Here is an 18,809-nt window from a genome sequence, read left to right as displayed (position 1 = left end):
CGGAGCTCCCTACCGTCCGATCGGCCCGGCGGCCCCGGCGCTTAGCGGCGGCGCGAACTCCCAACCCTGCGCGAGCAGGGCGTCGGTCGCGCTCACTGCCGCGCGCAGACGCTCACCGAAACTTCCGGTCAATTCCCGCAGCGGTACGCCGAGCGCGTCGAGCTCCGAGCGGAACCGGCCGGTCATCCACCGCCGCAGGTGCTCGCCGTCGCGCAGGCCGTCGTCCTCGAACGGCACCCCCTCGTTGTCGGTGAGCAGATAGAGATCGGGCCGGCGGACCCGGTCGCGGACCGCCGCCGAGGTGCTGCCCAGATAGCGCTCCTCCCAGATCGTGGTGGCGAACGCGTCGGTGTCGGCGAACAGCACCGGCGAGCTGAGCCGGGCCGCGGCGTCCTCGGCCGCGTTCTGCTCCACGGCCACCGTCACGAAGTCGTCCCGGTCCCAGGTCACGTCGAAGACCGTGGCGTCCGGCCGGTCCCGCCGCAGCCCGGCCAGCTTGCGCTCGGTCAGTTCCCGGCCGAACTCGGGCACCCACCGGGTGGCCGCCCACACCCCGCCGCGCAGCCGGTAGTGCCGAGCCAGTGCCCGGGCCATCGTGGTGGTGCCGGTCGACTCGGCGCCGACCACCACGACCCGCTTGGCCAGCCAGCCGCGCACCCCGGGCCCGAGCAGGTGCCAGTGGCCGGCCGGGTCGGCGCGCACCGCGGTACCGGACACCGGCAGCCGGCTGCGGTCCAGGTCGACGATCTCGGGCACCGCGTGGAACCGCTCGGCCAGTTCGTTCCCGTACCTCTCCGACGAGAACACCGCATCCACCCGGTCGGTGCCCACCGCGGCCCGGAACACCGCCATGTGCCGCTCCCAGGCCGCCGGGTCGGCGTAGTCGACCGGATGGTCGTCGTGCACCCCGACGAACCGCACCCGCTCGCCGTGCGCCTCGCGCAGCCACTCCAGTCGCAGGTCCAGCGGCACCGACTCGGTGGACGACGGCGCCACCACCACGGTGACCCGTTCGCAGGCCGCCGCGGCCGCGTCGATGAGCAGGTGATGCCCGGCGTGCGGTGGATAGAACTTGCCGACGATCACCCCGTGCCGGTACTTCACGCGGCCGGCACCGCCGCCGCGGGCTGCCGGTGCAGGGCCTGCCGCCAGGCCCGCAGGCCGAGCACGCAGAGGATCAGGAACGCGACATAGAGGATCGCGGTGAGCCACAGGTCCTTGTAGCCGTAGAGCGGGATGTAGATCAGGTCGGCGGCGATCCAGAGCCACCAGTTCTCCATCAGCTTGCGGGTCTGGCCATAGGTGGCGAGCAGCGACAGCGCCGTGGTGACCGCGTCGGCAAACGGGACCGTGGAGCCGGTGAGCCGGTCCAGGAAGAGCCACAGGCCGGTGGTGAGCAGCACGCCGGCGATGGCCAGGCCGGCCCACTCGGCGCGGGTGGTGCGCCGGACCACGAGGCGGGTGTGCTGGGCGCCACCGTAGAGCCAGGCCCACCAGCCGTACAGGCCGAGGGCCACGTACACGATCTGGAGGGCGGCGTCGGCGTACAGACCGGCGGTCCAGAAGACCACCATGAGCAGCAGCACGTTCAGGATGCCGAGCGGCCAGTTCAGGATGTGCTGCCGCACCAGCAGGCCGACGCACAGCAGGCCGGTGGCGAAACCGAGCAGTTCAGCCCAGGAGGTCGGCACGCCGAACGCGGTGAGCGCGGTGCCGGTCAACCAATCGATCACCGTGCCAGCATTCCGGCTCGGCGCGCCGGCCGGCTACCCGGGTCAGGCGCGGCCGAGGCGGTGGCCGGCCATCTCCAGCCCGCCGTCGAAAACCGTGACCGAGGTGTTCAGACCCGAGTCGTCGCTCAGCATCATCGTCGAGCCGTCGAACAGGTAGGTGCCGTGTGCGCGGCGCTTGCGGCCGGCGACCTGGCCGTCGTACGTGCCATCGGTGCGGATGTCCAGGCGAACGGTGCCGTCGGGGGTACGCCAGGCACCCACCGGGGCGGTCTCCGGGTACGCCGTGGGCGTCCGCCGGAGCGACGCGGCGGTACGCGACAGGCTGTCGCCCATCGCCATGGCGAGCAAGGCGGCGGCGTCCAGGACCGTCGTGTCCACGTGCGGCTCGTGGTGGATTCGCATGTCGCCTCCAAGCTCCGGGGGAAGTGGCCATACCTTCGGAAGCCGGCCCGGAACCGGGAGTGCATTCGGGTTGCAGGTGCGGAGTGCTACCGGTCAGCCGGTCTTGAGAGCCGCGGTCACCACCCTGATCAGCGTCTCCAGGTAGTCGTCGCCGAGCGGGGTGCGGGAGACCGCGAGCCGCCAGTACAGCGGGCCCAGGATGAGGTCGACCGCCACCTCCGGATCGGTGCCCGGTGGCAGTTCGCCGCGGGTCACCGCCTGCCCGATCAGCTTTTCGCCGACCGCCTGCTGGTGGGTGCGCAGCGCCTTCTGGAGGGTCTCGGCGATCTGCGGGTTGCGCGACGCCTCGGCCATCAGGTCCGGGATGATCTGCGACGCGATCCGGTGCTGGAGTGCCCGGCTTACGATCATCATGAGCAGTTGCAGGTCGCCGGCGAAACTGCCGGTGTCGGGCAGCGGCACGGACCGGCCGGCGACGTCGGACACGATCTCGAGAACCATCTCGAGCTTGTTGCTCCAACGGCGGTAGATTGCGGTCTTGCCGACCCCGGCGCGACGCGCCACCGCCTCGATGGACAGCCGGCCATAGCCGACCTCGGCCAGTTCGTGCATCACGGCGTTACGGATCGCTGCGGTGATGTCTCCTCGGAGCACCGCCGCGCCGGCCGGTGCGCGTTTCGCTGTCGCCACACGGTCACTATACGCCAGGACGTAACGGTTGCGTTCCGCCGTTTGGTCGGCTAGCCTCGCAGCACGTCGATACGAACCCGTTCCATCGACAGCGGCTTGTCATGCTTGCGTACGTGTTCTCGCGGAAGGAACCAGGACCCGTGGCTCAGACGGCCGTCGCCGGGCCCGAACCCGGGCTGGCGCTCAAGGAGTACGCCCGCCGTAACGGGCTGACCGCTGCCGGGCGTCTGCCAACCCTCGCCGAGTACTCCCGGCAGCTCTGGAAGTACCGGCACTTCATCTGGGAGTTCGCGAGCGCCAAGGTCACCGCGTCGCTGGGCAAGACCCGGCTCGGCATGGTCTGGCAGGTCCTCACGCCGCTGCTCAACGCCGCGGTGTACTACCTGGTCTTCGGCCTGCTGCTGGGCACCAACCGCGGGATCGAGAACTTCGTCCCGTATCTCTGCATCGGGGTTTTCATCTTTGGTTTCACCCAGGCCACCGTGCAGGCCGGCGTGCAGGCGATCAGCAGCAATCTGGGCCTGATCCGGGCGCTGCACTTCCCCCGGGCCAGCATGCCGGTCGCGGTGGCGCTGATCGAGGCGCGCAACATGATCGCCTCGATGGCCGTGCTGTTCGTCATCGTGCTGGCCTTCGGCGAGCCGATCACGGTCCAGTGGCTGCTACTCATCCCGGCGCTGCTACTGCAGACCGTGTTCAACGGCGGCACCGCGATGCTGGTGTCCCGGCTCGGCGCCAAGCTCAACGACCTGCGCCAGCTGACCCCGTTCATCATGCGGGTGTGGCTGTACGGTTCGGCCGTCATCTACCCGGTCACCGCGTTCGAGGAGCGGGTGCACAACCCGGTGCTGCTGGCGGTGGTCGAGAGCAACCCGCTGCTGATCTTCATCGAGCTGATCCGGCACGCGCTGATGGAGGAGATCCCGCTGGCCAATCCGGCGCCGGTGCTGTGGGCCAAGGCGATCGCCTGGACCGCGGTGGTGGGCCTGGGCGGTTATGTGTACTTCTGGCGCGGAGAGAAGGGATACGGCCGTGGCTGACGAGCAGATTCCCACCGTCATCGCGGACAACGCACACATCATCTACCGCATCCACGGATCCGCCACCCCGGGCCAGAACAACGCGCTGACCAGCTTCAAGCGTCTGGTCACCCGCACCAAGAGCGCGGCGATCCGCGAGGTGCACGCGGTCAAGGGCGTCAGCTTCGTGGCCTACCGCGGCGAGGCGATCGGCCTGATCGGCAGCAACGGCTCGGGCAAGTCGACGCTGCTGCGGGCGATCGCCGGGCTGCTGCCGGTGGAGCGCGGCGGCGCCATCTACGCAGCCGGCCAGCCGTCCCTGCTCGGCGTCAACGCGGCCCTGATGAACGACCTGTCCGGCGAGCGCAACGTGACGCTCGGCTGCCTGGCCATGGGGATGAGCCCGGCCCAGGCCAAGGAGCAGGTCGACGAGATCATCAACTTCTCCGGCATCAACGAGCGGGGTGACTTCAGCTCGCTGCCGATGCGCACCTACTCGTCCGGCATGGCGGCCCGGCTGCGCTTCTCGATCGCCGCGGCCAAGAAGCACGACGTGCTGCTCATCGACGAGGCGCTGGCCACCGGCGACGCGAAATTCCGCAAGCGCAGCGAGCAGCGGGTCCGCGACCTGCGCGCCCAGGCCGGCACGGTGTTCCTGGTCAGCCACAGCGAGCAGTCGATCCGGGACACCTGCGAGCGCAGCATCTGGCTGGAGTCCGGCGTGATCCGGGCGGACGGCCCCACCAACGCGGTGATGAAGGAGTACGAGGCCTTCGTGAAGGCCTCGTAGCTCCCCGATCCATCGCCGCGAGCTAGCGCATCGACAGGTGCACGTGGTTGGTGTGGTCGCTGGACGGGTCGCCGTTCCCCCGGGAGTACGACTTCCAGCCGCTGCTCGGCAGCCAGATCCGTTCGAACCAGATCACGTACAGCACGCCCAGCCGGCTCGCGTTGTTGATGAAGTAGTTCGCCAGCCGGTCGCCGTAGGTCCGGCTGCTGCCGCTCGCCACGCCGCCGAACCCGCTCTTGTCGGCCGCGAAGTCACACGCCTTGCCCAGCGGATGCTCACCGCTGTTCTGCTGCCGGAAGCACTTCACGAACCGGGTGAAGCCGGCGGACTTGGCCTGCTGGAGGGCGTGCAGGGTACGCGGGGTGAGGCAGCCGCCGGTGGTCGGGTCGTCGCGGGAGCAACCCTGGGACGGCAGTGATCCGTCCGAGCTGCGCGGCGCCGCGGAGGCCCGGTCGCTGCCGCCGCCGTCGCTGGGCCGCGGATCGTCCCGGCCGGCGTTGGCGTTGGCCGCCTTCAGCGCGTTCTCGGCCTGCACCTTGCGCTTGGCCATCAGGTTGACCTGCTTCTGCTGGTCCCGGACGGCCGCGTCGATGCCGATCTTCGCCTTCTGCTGCCCGTTGCGGGTGGCGAGCAGTTCGTTGAGCACCGCCCGTTCCTGCACCGCCACGGTTTCCAGCGTCTCGGCCCGGTCCAGGAAGCCGGCCGAGGTGCTGGCCTGCAGCAGCGCCCTCATCGGGCCGAGCCGGCCGGTCCGGTAGGACTGCTGCACCACTTCGTTGAAGGCCTCCTGCCGCGGCCCGAGTTCGGCGTCGAGTTCCTTGAGCTTGGCCGTCAGATCGCTCTGCCGCTTGGTCGACCGGGCCAGCGCCTCCTTGGCCTCGAGATAGCCGCGGGAGGCCGCCTCGAGCTGCTGGACCAGGGACTTCGAACCACCCTCGCCGTCGTCGCCGGTGTCACCCGGCGCCGCGGTGGCCGGCACCCCCAGCGCCACGACCAGTCCGGTAACTGCCAGGATCAGCGCAGTTTTGTACCGCACACGTGTTCCTTCCGTCGGCCGCCGACCGAGTTAGCTGACGGGTTCGGGACGGAAGTTCCCTACCGCATTAGTGCGGATTCACCCCGGAAGTAATACGTGGTTCCCCGGCTCGCCGGAGCGGGCGATTAGGCGGCGACCCCGGGCGGGGCCGCGACCGACGATACCCACGATATCGATTGATCGACACCTTCCGACCGCCCCACCCACCACCCAATGAGGACTAAGGGCAAGTTCTCGCACTCAGCGCATTTCCCCAACCGCATTCCGTCACGGTGTTACGGAAAGTGTTTGGACGATCACAACATTGCGTTTTCTCGAGCGATGAAGGACCGGCCAGTCTCGGGTAAACTGGCGCCGGTTCTGCCACCGTGGCACCGCCCCCGAGGTGCCGGCAGGCCACCGCCTAATCGCCGCAAGGCGAGCCGGGGAACCAGGTCAGTGGGGTGCATCCGCAGTAATGCGGTAGGGATCGCTTCCGTCCCGAACCCGTCAGCTAACTCGGTCGGCGGTAACCCGGAAGGAACGTGAATGACCGTAAGACCCCGCCGGTGGTTGACCGTCGCGCTGGCGCCGCTTGTGGCCGTCGCCTTCCTGACGGTGCCCGCTGCCCCGGCCGCGGCCGAACCGAACGGCTCGTCGGCCCAGCCCGACGAGAAATCGACGGACGACGAGGACGACCTGCTCCTCAACGAGGTCCTCGAGTCGTCCAACCGCAAGTTCGTGGCGGCCAAGTCCGCGGTGGAAAAGTCGACGAAGAAGCAGAAGGAGCTCTCCGTCGCGCTGACCATCGCCGAGGCCCGCCGCAAGGCGCTCGAACCCGAGGTCAACGCGATCGCCGCCCAGCAGTACCAGGTGGGCAACCTGGGCGCCGCCAGCTTCCTGCTCGGCAGCCAGGGCTCCGACGACTTCCTGCGTAAGGCGGTCTCGCTCGAGGAGATCAACGCCCTGCACGACCACAAGCTGCGCGAGCTCAACAAGGCCATCGACAACGTCAACGCGACGAGGGCCGAGCTGGACGCCGAGGTCAAGCAGCAGCAGCAGAACCTCGTGGCGATGAAGAAGCAGAAGGAGGCGGCCGACAAGGCGCTCGCCCTGGTGGGTGGCAAGAGTTTCACCGGCGGCCTGGTGCTGGCGAAATCGCCGTCGGCTGCCCCGGCGCCGCGCAATTCGGACGGCGGTTTCTCCGCGGAACGCTGCAACCAGGACGACCCGACGACCGGCGGCTGCATCACGGCGCGCACCAAACACATGTACCAGCAGGTGCGTAAGGCCGGTTTCAAGCGCTTCGTCGGCTGTCACCGCACCGGCGGCCCGTTCGAGCATCCGAAGGGCCGGGCCTGCGACTGGTCGCTGCAAAGCAGCGGATTCGCGGCTTACCACAACTCGGACATGAAAACGTACGGCAACAACCTGATGGCGTTCCTGGTACGTAATGCGGACCGACTGGGCATCTACTACGTCATCTGGAATGCGCAGATCTGGTTCCCAGCGTCCGGGTGGAGCTCCTACAGCGGCGCCAGCAACCACAAGGACCACGTGCACGTATCGATGCTGTAAGAGAGCGTAAGAAAGGGCCCCCGGCAAACCGGGGGCCCTTTCTTTATGCCCTAATCCTTGGGCGTGCGACGCACCGGTGCGCGGCCGGCCGGCTGGGTGGGCGGCGGGCCCACCGGGGGCGGCGGCGGGATCGGCACCGCCACCGGCTTGACCTGGGTCACCTCGACCTCCTTGCCGTGGTGGATCACCACGAGCCGGGCCGAGCCGCCGCCGTTGCGCAGCGAATAGGTCACCTCGTCGGCGGTCACGTTCACCCGCAGCCGCAGCCCTCGCCACAGCAGCGAGAACTCCAGGTTGTTGATCCGGCTGGGCAGGCGCGGCGCGAACGACAGCTGGCCGTTGTAGTCCCGCATGCCGCCCAGGCCGGCGACGAGCGAGATCCAGGTGCCGGCCAGCGAGGCGATGTGCAGGCCGTCCCGCGAATTCTGGTGCAGGTCGTGCAGGTCCATCAGGGCGGCCTCGCCCAGATAGTCGTGGGCCAGCTCGAGGTGCCCGGTCTCGGCCGCCAGCACCGCCTGGATACAGGCCGAGAGCGACGAGTCCCGCACGGTCCGCGCCTCGTAGTAGGCGAAGTTGCGGGACTTCTCCTCCGGGGTGAACGCGTCGCCCCGGATGTACATCGCCATCACCAGGTCGGCCTGCTTGACCACCTGCTTGCGGTACAGGTCGAAGTACGGGTAGTTGAGCAGCAGCGGGAAGGCCTCGGTCGGGGTGTTCTCGAAATCCCACTCCTGGAGCCGGGTGAAGCCCTCGGACTGCTGGTGCACCCCCAGCTCGCGGTCGTACGGGATGTGCACGGCCGCGGCCGCATCCCGCCAGGACGCCATCTCCTCGTCGTCCACGCCCAGCTTGCGGGCCAGGTCGGGGTGGCGCTTGGCGGCTTCGACGGCGGTGAACATGTTCTGCTGCGCCATCAGGTTGGTGTAGATGTTGTCGTCCACCACCGCGGTGTACTCGTCGGGGCCGGTGACCCCGTCGATGTGGAAGCGGCCGTGCCGATCGTGGTGGCCCAGCGAGCGCCACAGCCGGGCCGTCTCCACCAGCAGTTCGAGGCCGAACTCGCGCTCGAAGTCGTAGTCGCCGGTGGCCTGCACGTAGCGGCGGACCGCGTCGGCGATGTCCGCCCCGATGTGGAAGCCCGCGGTGCCGGCCGGCCAGTACGCCGAGCACTCCTGCCCGCGGATGGTGCGCCACGGGAAGGCGGCACCCTGCAGGCCGAGCGTCTGGGCCCGCTCCCGGGCCAGGTCGAGGGTCGAGTGCCGCCAGCGCAGCACGTCGGCCGCCGCGGAGGGCTGGGTGTAGGTCAGCGCGGGCAGCACGAAGGTCTCGGCGTCCCAGAACGTGTGGCCGTCGTAGCCCGGTCCGGAGAGGCCCTTGGAGCCGATCGGGCGCTGCTCGGCCCGGGCACCGGCCTGGAGCGTGTGGAACAGGCCGAAGCGGACCGCCTGCTGCACCTCGGAGTCGCCCTCGACGCGGACGTCGGAGTGGTCCCAGAACGCGTCCAGGTATTCGCGCTGGGCATCCACCAGGCCCTCCCAGCCGTCCAGCCGGGCACTCGCGAGGGCGGCACCGACCTGATCCCGCACGGCGGGCAGCGACCGGTTGCTGGACCAGCCGTAGGCCACCAGCTTGACCACCCGCAGTTTCTGCCCCGGCTCGAGCTTGGACGCCACGGTGGTGCGCAGCCAGTCGGGGTGGCCCTCGGTGGTGATCGCGTGCTTGCCGGGCGTTTCGACCAGGTGTTCCATGGCCGCGGCCATCCGCAGGTCACTGGCCTTGGTGCGGTGCACCAGCAGACCGCCGGTGCGCTGCTCGAGGAGCTCCTCGGCCTGCAGCGGGTGGTCCAGCACGGCGGCCACCCGCGGGTCCTTGCTCATCGGCGGCAACTGTTCGTTGGCGACCAGCTCGGACTGCAGGATGAGCCGGGCCGACCCGTCCAGCGGCTCGACCTCGTACAGGTACGCCACCACGGCGCGCTGGGTGAACGACACCATGCGAACGGTGCGGACCCGGATGGCCTGACCCGATGGGGAGACCCATTCGACGTTGCGTTCGAGCGTGCCGGCCCGCAGGTCGAGGACCCGCTCGTGCGACCGGAGCTCGCCGTACCGCACGTCGAACGGCTCGTCGTCGACCAGCAGCCGCATGAGCTTGCTGTTGGTCACGTTGATCATGGTCTGACCGGACTCGGGGAAGCCGTAACCGGCCTCGGCGTACGGCAGCGGGCGCAGCTCGTAGAACGAGTTCAGATAGGTGCCCGGCAGGCCGTGGGGCTCGCCCTCGTCCAGGTTTCCGCGTATCCCGATGTGCCCGTTGGCCAGCGCGAACACCGATTCGGACTGGGCCAGCAGGTCCAGGTCGAGCCGGGTCTCCCGGATGTGCCAGGGGTCCACGGGATATGCCCGTTCACGGATCACGGTGGTGCCTCTCGACAATAAAAAAGAGAAAAAGTCTTCAAGGTACGCGCTCAGCGCGTGAGTAGTTCTGACAGATCATTGACAACGATGTCGGCCCCGTGTGCCAACAACTCGTCACGCTGACCCACGCGATCTACACCGATCACGATCCCGAAGCCGCCTGCCCGGCCGGCCTCGACACCGGCCAGGGCGTCCTCAAAGACGGCGCAGCTCTCGGGGGGCAGCCCGAGAAGCTTGGCGCCGAGCAGGAAGGCGTCCGGTGCCGGCTTGCCCGGCAAGTTTTGCTCGCGGGTGGTGATCCCGTCCACGCGAGCTTCGATGAGGTCCGCGATGCCCGCCGCCTCCAGGACGTCCTTGCAGTTGGCGCTCGCCGACACGACGGCGCGGCGCAGACCGGCGTCACGGGCGGCGTGGAGGTAGTCCACGGAGCCCGGGTAGACCTGGACCGCGCCCTCGGCGATCTTCTGCAGGACGAGCACGTTCTTCCGGTTGCCGATGCCGTTCACGGTCTGCTGGTCGGGACCGTCGTCCGCGGTGCCCTCCGGCACGGTGATGCCGCGAGAGGTCAGGAAGGTACGGACGCCATCGGCGCGTGGCCGGCCGTCGACGTATCGGTGGTAGTCGGCGCCGGAATCGAAGGGTACGAACGCTTGACCGTGTTCCTGCGACCACGTCTCCAGGAACGCGTCGAACGTCTGTTTCCACGCAGCATTGTGCACGAGCGCGGTCTGCGTGAGCACGCCATCAAGATCAAATAGGCATGCCGAAACATGCTGAGGTAGTCCGAGCACGCGCCCAATGTAGTCGCATGCGGCACCCCGTGAGTCCCGAAGGGCGCCTTCACATTTGCCCAGCGGTTTACACGACGTTAAAAATGCCGTTTCAGCTGGGTTTCCCTCGGCGCGGCAACGCGATGCGAAGCCCGATCGTGGTACCGATCGGTCCGGTGGCCACCGTCACCTCGTCGCACAACTGGTGCGCCAGCCAGATGCCGCGGCCGCCCACCTCGAACGCGGCCGGCACCTCGGGCGGCCGCAGGAACTGTGCCGGGATGCCCGGGCCCGAGTCGGTCACGGTGCACCACGCCGAGCCGCCGGCCAGCCAGAGCACCGCCCGGCCCTGGCCGCCGGCGTGCAGCACGACGTTGGTGATCACCTCGTTGACCGCGAGGACGAAGCCCTGGTGCCGCTCGCCGGTCAGGCCCACGGCCGCGAGCCGGCCGGCCACCTCGTGGCGCACCACGGCGATCTCGTCCCGGCCGAACCGCCGGTCGAGCAGCGGCGCGCCGGAACTCGTCGGCACGTCGGTGCTGACCGGCTCCGCGGTCGGGGCCGGACGGACGCTCTGGCTCAAGCTCTCCTCCACCGTGGTGCAGCCTACGCGGAGTGCTTGCCCGATGGCAGCAGGCGGCGGCGCCGGATCCGGAAAGACCCGGCCGCCCCGCGGTCAGAACAGGTACGAGATGGTCTTGAAGATCTCCGCATAGAAGTTTCCGTCGATATCCCGGTAAAGGCTGAACTTCATGCCGGGACTGCCGAAGAACGGGCGCAGCGTCCAGGCCAGCTGTGTACCGACGAAGCCGAACAGCAGGATCCAGATGTAGAGCAGGGTCATGCTCGGCGGCGTCGCCTGCTGCTGCGGCAGCGGCCGCGGCTGGCGCAGCGGCTGGAGCGTGTAACCCGGCGGCACCTGCACGGCAGGGACGGCACCCGGGTGCACAGCCGGGACAGCACCCGGGTGCACAGCCGGGACGGCTGCCGGAGCCGCCACGGCCGGGGTGGTGCCGTTCGCGGCACCGTCCGGCGCGGCCGGCGCGCCCACCGGAACCGGGGCCGGCACGACAGCCGGGGCCACGGCGGGCGAGACCGGGGCCGGCACGGCGGGCGAGACCGGCGCCTGGACCGCGGTCGACGGCGGCGCGAGCAGGCCGTGCTCGTTCAGCACCCGCATGCCGCCGGTCAGGAAACGCAGCCCGACCAGGGCGGACAGCGCCAGAATCACCACGTTGAGCAGCTTGAAGAAGCTGTAGTCGGGCGCCGTGATCAGGAAGAACAGGCTGATCGGGGCGAACGCGAGGGCAAGCATGGCGGTCACCGTGAGCGCCACCATGACCAGCGCCAGCGACTGCCGGATCGACAGCCGGGCGCCGAAGACCAGGTTGAACAGATACAGCGTGGGCAGGCAGATGGCCAGCGTGACCAGGAACAGCAGCGGCAGCTTCGCCGCCGACGTCAGGGCCATCAGCACACTGTGGAAGGAACCGAGCACGGCGCCGTAGACGGCCAGCGCCACCACCGAGCTGACCAGCATCTGGCCGGTCAGCTTAGGCAGCTCACGGTCCTCGACCACCTGCTGCCAGATGCCCTGCCGATCGCGCAGGATCCGCTCGATCACGAGCAGTCCGGACGGATTCGCCACGTACCCACCCCCTAAGACGGAGCCGTTACGTCGCTACGCCATCGCACCGACGTGTGGGCGGAACCATAGTTCATGCCGTCAAGGAGGGAAAGAGTCCTGCCAATTACCGCCAGCCGACGTCGATCCGGTCGCCGCGCCCGTCGAAGAAGTGCAGCATGTCCATCCGGACCGCCACCGACAACGGGTGTCCCGGCGAGATGGCCGGGTACGGCGCCAGCCGGACGGCCAGCTCGGCCGGGCGGCGGTGGTGCCGGCCCGGATCGGTGAGCACGCTGGCCGGGTCGCCCTGGTCGCGGGACTGCGGCCCGGAGCCGTTGCTGCTGCGGCCGGCCAGCTTCTGCAGGGCACCGCCGAACCGGCGCAGCGCGTTGCCGCCCTCGCCCTCGGCCTTACCGGCGCCCATCTCGTCGACCACGATCGCGGTGGCGCCGATGTCCAGGAACGCGAGCGACTCGTGCCCGTGGTGCTCGAGATAGCGGATCCGGCCCCGGAGCACGTCGCCCTGCACCTCGGGGGCCACCGGGGTGAGCGCCTCGGCCCGCAGCCCGACCACGATCCGCTCGCCGTGGTAGTGCGCCACCGCGCGGGCCCGGATGTCGCTCCACGGCAGGTAGAGCGACTGGTCCCCGAACTTCAGCACGATGTACTGGTCCAGGTGGACGTAGACGGACGCCTCCAGCAGGTTCATCCGGGGCGAGCCGAGGAACGCGGCCACGTACAGGGTGGCGGGCCGCCCGTACACCTCGGTGGGGGTGCCGACGTCCTGGAGGATGCCCTTGCGCATGATCGCCACGCGGTCGGCCATGGTGAGCGCCTCGGCCTGGTCGTGCGTCACGTACATGGTGGTGACGCCGAGTTCCTTGGTGAGGCCGGTGATCTCGGCGCGCAGTTCGGCGCGCAGGCCGGAATCGAGGTTCGAGAGCGGCTCGTCCATCAGGAAGAGGCCCGGCCGGCGCACGATGGCGCGGCCCATGGCCACCCGCTGGCGCTGACCGCCGGAAAGCTGGCTGGGCTTGCGGCCGAGGACGTCGCCGATGCCGAGGGCGGACGCGACGTCGCCGACCCGGTCGACCCGGGTGGAGGGCTCGACGCCGGACAGGCGGAGCGGGAAGCCGATGTTGTCACTGACCGACATGTGCGGATACAGCGCGAAATCCTGGAAAACCATGGCGATGCTGCGGTCGCGCGGCGCCAGTTCCAGCACCGGGTCCCCGTTGAGCAGGATGTCGCCTTCGGTCGGGTCTTCCAACCCGGCGATCATGCGGAGGATCGTCGATTTACCACAGCCAGACGGGCCGAGCAGCACGAGAAACTCGCCGTCCTGCACGTCAAGGCTGACGTGATTGACCGCGATAGTGCCATCTGGCCACACCTTGGTGACGTCCTTCAGCGAGACGGTCGACACCGTCTACCTCCTGCCGGGAATGTTCGCTGTGATCCCGGTCCCACGGTGTCCGGCGATCTTCCTCACTCTGACTACGAGTATCGATATGCCGCCATCGGGTGAACGTGCCATTCGCGCACGGTAACGAAGTGATTACGGTCTCTTAAGGCTCCGCTAAGAAGACGCGACGCACCACGCGCTCCGCGGCGCCGCCGTCGTCGAGATAACAGAATCGGTCACGGAAGGCCGAGCGCCGGTCGGTCGCCGCGACACCGGCGTACGTTCCGGACCGAAACGTCTCGAAAAGCTCGTCCTCGTCGGTGGCCACCGCGCCCGGCGGTTCGGCCATCAGGTCGAAGTAGACGCCGCGCAACTCCCGGTAGACCGGCCAGTCGGGGGCGTAGATCACCAGCGGCCGGTCCAGCACGGCGAAGTCGAACATTGCCGACGAATAGTCGGTGACCAGCACATCGGCGGCCAGATAGAGATCTTCCAGGACCGGGTAACCGGACACGTCGACGATCCGCCGGCGGCCGGACGGCACCCGGCCCGCCTGCTCCGCCGGAACGTAGAAGTAGTGCGCCCGGACCAGCAGCGTGGTGTCCGGTCCCAGCGCCTCGGCGAACCGCTCCACGTCCAGCACGTGGCTGCCCTTCGGCCGCCATTCGCGATGGGTGGGCAGGTAGAGCACCACCCGGCGGCCGGGGTCCACGCCCAGCCGCGCGCGGGCCGCCGCGGTGTCCCCGGCGGTCGCGGTGGCCAGCCGGTCGTTGCGCGGATAACCCACCTCGAGCGTCTCGTACCGGCACGGATAGGCCCGTTCCCAGGCGATCGTGGTATGTGCATTCGCGGTCACACTGAAGTCCCAGCGATCGGCTCGGCGCATCTGCGCGGCGAAGTCGCCGGCGCCCGCGGCGGCCGGATAGTCGAGCTGATCCATCCCCATCATTTTCAGCGGAGTGCCGTGATGTGTCATCACATGTCGGGTGCCGCGGCGCTTCCGAAGGTGGTTCGGCCAGTTGACGTTGTTGATCAGATACCCGGCCCGGGCGATGGCCCGGTAGTAGCGGGCAGTTCCGGCCACCACGTAGTCGGTGCCCGGCGGCACCGCTCCCACCCGGGCCGGGCCGACCACCCACAGCGGACGGACCTGCGGCACCAGTTCGGCGGCCTTCGCGGCGATCGCGGCCGGGTTGCAGCTCACCCCGCGGTACCAGTACGCGGCGTACAGCGCCAGCGAGCGGTCCACCGGCAGCCGCAGCTGAAGCTGGTAGTAGAGGTAGCCGAGCGCCTGCTTGCCGCGCCGGGCCAGGCGGCGGCGCGGCCGGGCGGACACCCGCTGAGCCCGCCGGACCGTACGCAGCAGCAGGTCGGCGACCCGAAAGGTGCGGTACGCCCCCCGGGCCAGCAGCCGGAAACGGATGCCGTCGCCGCCCCTGGGCAGGGGAAAGCCGCCGGACGGTAGATAGCGGTGGTATTGCTCGGCGGCCTGGCGGAAGAAGCGGCGCCGGGACCCGCGCGGCACCCGGGCGTCGTGACAGAGCACCCGCATGTAGTGCCAGATCATCCGGCGGAACAGCAGGCCGCGCACCTTGGCGCCGGAGCCGGCGCCGGCGCAGAGTGCCATCGTGTGGTCCCAGTGCGCGAAGACCTCGAAATGCCGGTCGCCGACCGTGCGGGTGATCGCGCCGGTCCGCCGCTGCCGGTAGTGCACGCAGGTGCGGGACAGCGTGCTGATCCGCCGGGCGGCCAGCATCAGCGGGAACGTGAACGAGACGTCCTCGTACCAGCCCGGCGCGAACTCGAGACCGAGTTTGAGCAGCAGGTCCCGGCGGATCACCCGGTTCCAGGCCACGTGCAGGGCGTTGAGGATGCGCGGCCACTCCTCGGCCGCGAACACCCGGGGCGCCGCGGCCAGCAGCGACTTGGCCGACCCGGCCTCCACCGGACCGTTCCAGTGCACCCGGTCCCAGCCCACCACCAGCACGTCCGCCTCGGTGGCGCGCAGCCGGGCGACCACCGCGGCCAGGGCGCCGGTGGCCAGCCAGTCGTCGCTGTCGACGAACCAGACGTAGGTGCCGACGGCGTGCTGGAGGCCCAGGTTGCGGGCGCGGCCGAGCCCGACGTTCTCCGGCGCGGTCACCACCCGGACCCGGGGGTCGCGGGCGGCGTACTCGGCCAGGATGTCACCGCTGTAGTCCGGTGAGCAGTCGTCCACGGCCACGATCTCGAAGTCGGTGAACGACTGGCTCAGCAACGAGTCGAGACACTGCCGCAGGTAACCCTGTACCCGGTAGACGGGCAGGACGATGCTCAGCTCGGTCATGGTCGGCCGCCCACCGCCCGCCAGTCGGTGATCGCGTTGACCAGGAACGCCCCGCCGGTGACCACGGCCAGCAGGGCCAGGCCCCAGGTCGCCTGGCCGGCCAGCGCAAAGACCGCGAGCACCAGCACCCGGCCCTCCCAGCCGAGCGGCGCGCCCCGGGTCCGGCCGGCCGGTGCGCCCTTCTCCATCCGGGCGGTCAGGTCGTAGTGCCGCAGGGCAAGCGTGAACAGCAGCAGGAAGACCACCGCGGGCGGCACCGCCCCGGCCAGCCCGACGGCCACCACGAACAGGTACTCGGCGGCCCGCAGGGCGGCCGGCACCAGCCAGTCGAGCGGGCCGCCGTGCCGGGCCGCGGCCGGCAGGCCGGCGGTCAGCACCAGCAGCGCCGCCACCGCGACCGCCGGGGCGGCCGGCGGCGTCAACCAGCCGGCCAGCAGCGCCGCCACCAGGGCCAGGGCGGCCAGCACGGCGAGTGCCGCGAAGGCGAGCGGGAGCGGCAGGCCGGCCTTGGCGAGGACGCCGCGCACCAGCGGGCCGTCGTCGCGGTGGCGGCCGGTGTCCACGGTGTCGAGCACGCCCACCCGCATCGACAGCGAGCGCAACGACCGCAGGGCCAGCGTGTAGCCGAACGCGAGCAGGCCGAACCCGACCACCGCGGCGAGCGCCACCCGGCCGTCGGCCACCATCGCGACCACCGCGATCAGCGCCCAGCGCTCGCCGATCGGAAAGACCACGATCCGCTTGAGCCAGTACGCGACCGAGCCGGTGTCGCCCTGCACCCGGTTGGAGGCGGCGCTCAGCCGGGCGCCCACCCCGCCGGTGGCGACCGGCCGGGGCCGGGCCGCCGCCTCGTCGTGCAGCGCGCCGTACCAGGTGTCGGTCATGTGCCGCACGGTCTGGAGCACGATCGCGGTGATGGCCAGCGGCCAGGCGTACGGCAGGCCGATCCGCTCGGCGCCGGCCGCGAGCCCGGCGTACACCAGATATTCCTTGCCCCGGTCGGCCATCGTGTCGAGCCAGCCGCCGAACGCGCCGAACTGCCGGGTGTACCGGGCCAGCTGACCGTCCACGCAGTCGAGCACGAAGCCGAGGTAGAGCAGGATGCCGCCGGCGATCATCGCGGGCCGGGACGCCTGCCAGAAGGCGAGCGCGGCGACCGCGGCGAACAGCACCGACAGCCAGGTGACCGCGGTCGGCGACAGGCCCAGCCGGGCCGCGGCCCGGGTGACGACCGGCGACCAGGTGCTGACCGCGTACGTGGTGAAGAAGTCGTCCTTCTCCTTGACCGCCAGCCGCAGCCGGGCCGACTCCTCGTCCACCGCGGCGATCGCGCCCCGGGCCTGCACCAGGTCGGACTCGGTGTGCACCTGCTGGGCGTGCAGCAGCCGGACCGGGGTGGCGATCGGCACCAGACCGGCCTCGAGCAGCGCCGGCAGCACGTCCGGCCGGTCCGCAACGGTGTCCAGCAGCGGCAGGTCGGCGGGTGCCAGGCAGAGCGCTCCGGCGAACCGGACGGTGCCGTCGCCGGACCCGGCCGGCAGCACCCGACCGCGGTCGTCGCGCAGGTCGCCGCCCGGGTCGGCGACCACCAGCGCGGTGCTGCGCCCGGCCGGCTCGGTAGCCAGGGTCCACAGCAGACTGGGATGGGCCACCAGGTTGTCGGCGCAGATCAGCAGCGGCTCGTTCGCGTCGTGTGCCTGCCGGGCAAGCTCGCGCAGCCGGCCGTTCGCGGCCGGGCCGTCGAGGCGCTCCACCTCGCGCGCGCCGGCCGAGCGCAGCGCGGAGTCGAGGTCGTCGGCGAGGCGGGCGGCGTCGGCAGGTTCGAGGGCGTAACCGGTGCTGGCATGCAGGACGGCCAGCGTCACCGCGTGCCTCCTCGTGAAGGGTGGGGATCGGCCCTCAGGTTAACAGCGGCTGGCCTGCGGGTACGGGTGACCCTTACGGGGGCCGGACCGTCCATCTCCGCCTGCGGGCCGAGGGAAGCGGGTCGGCCCGCCCCTACCGTCGAAGGTGGTTACGGCGACCGACCGTAGCCGCCAGTGAAGGAGTGAGTGACCGTGGCCCGCCGCCTCGCCCGACCCCGCGACGACCGTTGGATCGCCGGTGTTTGTTCCGGTCTTGGCCGCCGCTTCGGACTTTCGTCCGGCGTGGTTCGCCTGATCTTCGTGCTCTCCTGCCTGCTGCCCGGCCCGCAGTTCCTGCTGTACCTGGTGCTCTGGGTGATGCTGCCCAACGAGTGACTTAGCGACGCCCGGCTCCGCATCCGCGGGGCCGGGCGCTCGCGAACCTACGGCTGGCCGAACGTGACCGACACCGAGGTGTAGCCGAGCCGGGTGAACAGGCTCTCCAGCATGCGCTGGGTGTTTTCCCGGGCGCGCTGGTCAAGCCCGCTGGCCCGGGCCGCCTCGGTGATCCGCTGCTGGGCCAGCTGATAGACCCGCTGCTGCTTGTCGGGGTCGCTGCGGAACGCGTCGCCGATGCTGGTCAGCAGGCCGCGTTTCTCCTCGACCACGTAGCTCTTTTCCATGTCGAGCGCCGCGGTGCCCTGCTGCGGCGGCGGCAGCGTGATGGTGATCGACTTTTTCTCGTTGTCGACCTGGAGCGCGTCCGTCGAGAGGGTGCCGAAGTCGACGTACTCCTCGACGGTGCCGGAGCCGACGAACAGGATGCGCCGGTTGATCAGGAAGTCGGGGATGTTGTCGCGGTTTTCCTCGAGGTCGACGATGACCTGGAAGGTGCCGTCGGCCGCGACGTACCGGCTCAGGTCACGCATGGACTGGAGCAGCACCGGCTGGCTGCGGTCGGTGGTGCTCTCGGCGAACGGGTTGGAGAAGCTGGGCAGCACGTCGACCGCGCGCAGCCCGAGGCAGGCCGCGACGATCACGGCGAACACGATGCCGAAGAAGATCAGGACGCGGGCGATGACGCTGGACCGCGGCGGATCGGCGGCGGGAGGTTCCGTGGGGACTTCCGGATACTCCCTTGTGGGGTCGTCGACATCCGGTTTCTGAGCCATACCCTCACGGTAGGACGGGGG

At 70.0% G+C, this 18,809-nt stretch carries 17 protein-coding genes and 2 riboswitches; of the genes, 4 read left to right on the top strand and 13 right to left on the bottom strand.

Features of this window, described 5'->3' with window-relative positions; translation table 11 throughout:
• Positions 1 to 9 precede the first annotated feature (9 nt).
• The 4 genes from Ari01nite_RS28970 to Ari01nite_RS28955 form a co-directional block, all read right to left on the bottom strand.
• On the bottom strand, positions 10 to 1,104 hold the full coding sequence (locus tag Ari01nite_RS28970; protein WP_203785367.1) for an AAA family ATPase: 1,095 nt from the start codon (positions 1,102 to 1,104) through the stop codon (positions 10 to 12).
• Positions 1,101 to 1,733 carry a nicotinamide riboside transporter PnuC gene (pnuC, locus tag Ari01nite_RS28965; protein ID WP_203785366.1) on the bottom strand — a complete coding sequence of 211 codons (633 nt, stop codon included), beginning with the start codon at positions 1,731 to 1,733 and terminating at the stop codon, positions 1,101 to 1,103. Before pnuC ends, Ari01nite_RS28970 begins: the two co-directional genes overlap by 4 nt.
• A gap of 42 nt (positions 1,734 to 1,775) precedes the next feature.
• Complete coding sequence (locus Ari01nite_RS28960) at positions 1,776 to 2,135, bottom strand: Atu4866 domain-containing protein (RefSeq protein ID WP_203785365.1); 360 nt, start codon at positions 2,133 to 2,135, stop codon at positions 1,776 to 1,778.
• A 93-nt stretch (positions 2,136 to 2,228) separates the two neighbouring features.
• Complete coding sequence (locus Ari01nite_RS28955) at positions 2,229 to 2,825, bottom strand: TetR/AcrR family transcriptional regulator (protein ID WP_239163113.1); 597 nt, start codon at positions 2,823 to 2,825, stop codon at positions 2,229 to 2,231.
• A 140-nt stretch (positions 2,826 to 2,965) separates the two neighbouring features.
• Between Ari01nite_RS28955 and Ari01nite_RS28950 the strand changes: the two genes are divergently transcribed.
• Together Ari01nite_RS28950 and Ari01nite_RS28945 are read left to right on the top strand one after the other, a co-directional pair.
• On the top strand, positions 2,966 to 3,865 hold the full coding sequence (locus Ari01nite_RS28950; RefSeq protein WP_203785364.1) for an ABC transporter permease: 900 nt from the start codon (positions 2,966 to 2,968) through the stop codon (positions 3,863 to 3,865).
• Positions 3,822 to 4,634 carry an ABC transporter ATP-binding protein gene (locus Ari01nite_RS28945; RefSeq protein WP_203785363.1) on the top strand — a complete coding sequence of 271 codons (813 nt, stop codon included), beginning with the start codon at positions 3,822 to 3,824 and terminating at the stop codon, positions 4,632 to 4,634. The genes Ari01nite_RS28950 and Ari01nite_RS28945 overlap by 44 nt, the downstream gene beginning before the upstream one ends.
• A 22-nt stretch (positions 4,635 to 4,656) precedes the next feature.
• Here the strand turns inward: Ari01nite_RS28945 and Ari01nite_RS28940 are convergent, their stop codons facing one another.
• A complete protein-coding gene (locus Ari01nite_RS28940; RefSeq protein WP_203785362.1) occupies positions 4,657 to 5,670 on the bottom strand; it encodes a coiled-coil domain-containing protein in 1,014 nt (337 codons plus the stop codon).
• Positions 5,671 to 5,673: 3 nt separating this feature from the next.
• A riboswitch (cyclic di-AMP (ydaO/yuaA leader) is annotated at positions 5,674 to 5,812 on the bottom strand.
• 248 nt (positions 5,813 to 6,060) lie between these two features.
• Positions 6,061 to 6,193, top strand: a riboswitch (cyclic di-AMP (ydaO/yuaA leader).
• 5 nt (positions 6,194 to 6,198) lie between these two features.
• Between Ari01nite_RS28940 and Ari01nite_RS28935 the strand changes: the two genes are divergently transcribed.
• Positions 6,199 to 7,227, top strand: coding sequence for a coiled-coil domain-containing protein (locus tag Ari01nite_RS28935; RefSeq protein WP_203785361.1), 1,029 nt, complete (start codon positions 6,199 to 6,201; stop codon positions 7,225 to 7,227).
• Positions 7,228 to 7,277: 50 nt separating this feature from the next.
• Here Ari01nite_RS28935 and Ari01nite_RS28930 read toward each other — a convergent pair whose 3' ends face one another.
• The 7 genes from Ari01nite_RS28930 to Ari01nite_RS28900 form a co-directional block, all read right to left on the bottom strand.
• Positions 7,278 to 9,644, bottom strand: coding sequence for a glycoside hydrolase family 65 protein (locus tag Ari01nite_RS28930; RefSeq protein ID WP_203785360.1), 2,367 nt, complete (start codon positions 9,642 to 9,644; stop codon positions 7,278 to 7,280).
• Positions 9,645 to 9,694: 50 nt separating this feature from the next.
• On the bottom strand, positions 9,695 to 10,435 hold the full coding sequence (locus tag Ari01nite_RS28925; RefSeq protein ID WP_203785359.1) for an HAD family hydrolase: 741 nt from the start codon (positions 10,433 to 10,435) through the stop codon (positions 9,695 to 9,697).
• Positions 10,436 to 10,526: 91 nt separating this feature from the next.
• Positions 10,527 to 11,009: an ATP-binding protein gene (locus Ari01nite_RS28920; RefSeq protein WP_203785358.1), complete on the bottom strand. Its 483-nt coding sequence runs from the start codon at positions 11,007 to 11,009 to the stop codon at positions 10,527 to 10,529.
• Positions 11,010 to 11,090: 81 nt separating this feature from the next.
• A complete protein-coding gene (locus Ari01nite_RS28915) occupies positions 11,091 to 12,062 on the bottom strand; it encodes a hypothetical protein (RefSeq protein WP_203785357.1) in 972 nt (323 codons plus the stop codon).
• A 103-nt stretch (positions 12,063 to 12,165) separates the two neighbouring features.
• A complete protein-coding gene (locus tag Ari01nite_RS28910) occupies positions 12,166 to 13,467 on the bottom strand; it encodes an ABC transporter ATP-binding protein (RefSeq protein WP_203785356.1) in 1,302 nt (433 codons plus the stop codon).
• A 142-nt stretch (positions 13,468 to 13,609) separates the two neighbouring features.
• On the bottom strand, positions 13,610 to 15,772 hold the full coding sequence (locus Ari01nite_RS28905) for a bifunctional glycosyltransferase/CDP-glycerol:glycerophosphate glycerophosphotransferase (protein ID WP_203785355.1): 2,163 nt from the start codon (positions 15,770 to 15,772) through the stop codon (positions 13,610 to 13,612).
• Positions 15,769 to 17,637, bottom strand: coding sequence for a DUF5941 domain-containing protein (locus Ari01nite_RS28900; protein WP_203785354.1), 1,869 nt, complete (start codon positions 17,635 to 17,637; stop codon positions 15,769 to 15,771). Before Ari01nite_RS28900 ends, Ari01nite_RS28905 begins: the two co-directional genes overlap by 4 nt.
• A 186-nt stretch (positions 17,638 to 17,823) precedes the next feature.
• On the opposite strand from Ari01nite_RS28900, the gene Ari01nite_RS28895 reads away from it, so the two are divergent.
• Positions 17,824 to 18,012 carry a PspC domain-containing protein gene (locus tag Ari01nite_RS28895; protein WP_203785353.1) on the top strand — a complete coding sequence of 63 codons (189 nt, stop codon included), beginning with the start codon at positions 17,824 to 17,826 and terminating at the stop codon, positions 18,010 to 18,012.
• A gap of 47 nt (positions 18,013 to 18,059) precedes the next feature.
• Here the strand turns inward: Ari01nite_RS28895 and Ari01nite_RS28890 are convergent, their stop codons facing one another.
• The gene (locus Ari01nite_RS28890) at positions 18,060 to 18,788 is read right to left on the bottom strand and encodes a DUF4230 domain-containing protein (protein ID WP_203785352.1); all 729 of its coding nucleotides are present in this window, start codon (positions 18,786 to 18,788) and stop codon (positions 18,060 to 18,062) included.
• Positions 18,789 to 18,809 lie beyond the last annotated feature (21 nt).

The organism is Paractinoplanes rishiriensis, from assembly GCF_016862375.1.
Classification (GTDB): domain Bacteria; phylum Actinomycetota; class Actinomycetes; order Mycobacteriales; family Micromonosporaceae; genus Actinoplanes; species Actinoplanes rishiriensis.
This window is presented reverse-complemented; position numbering and strand designations above follow the sequence as displayed.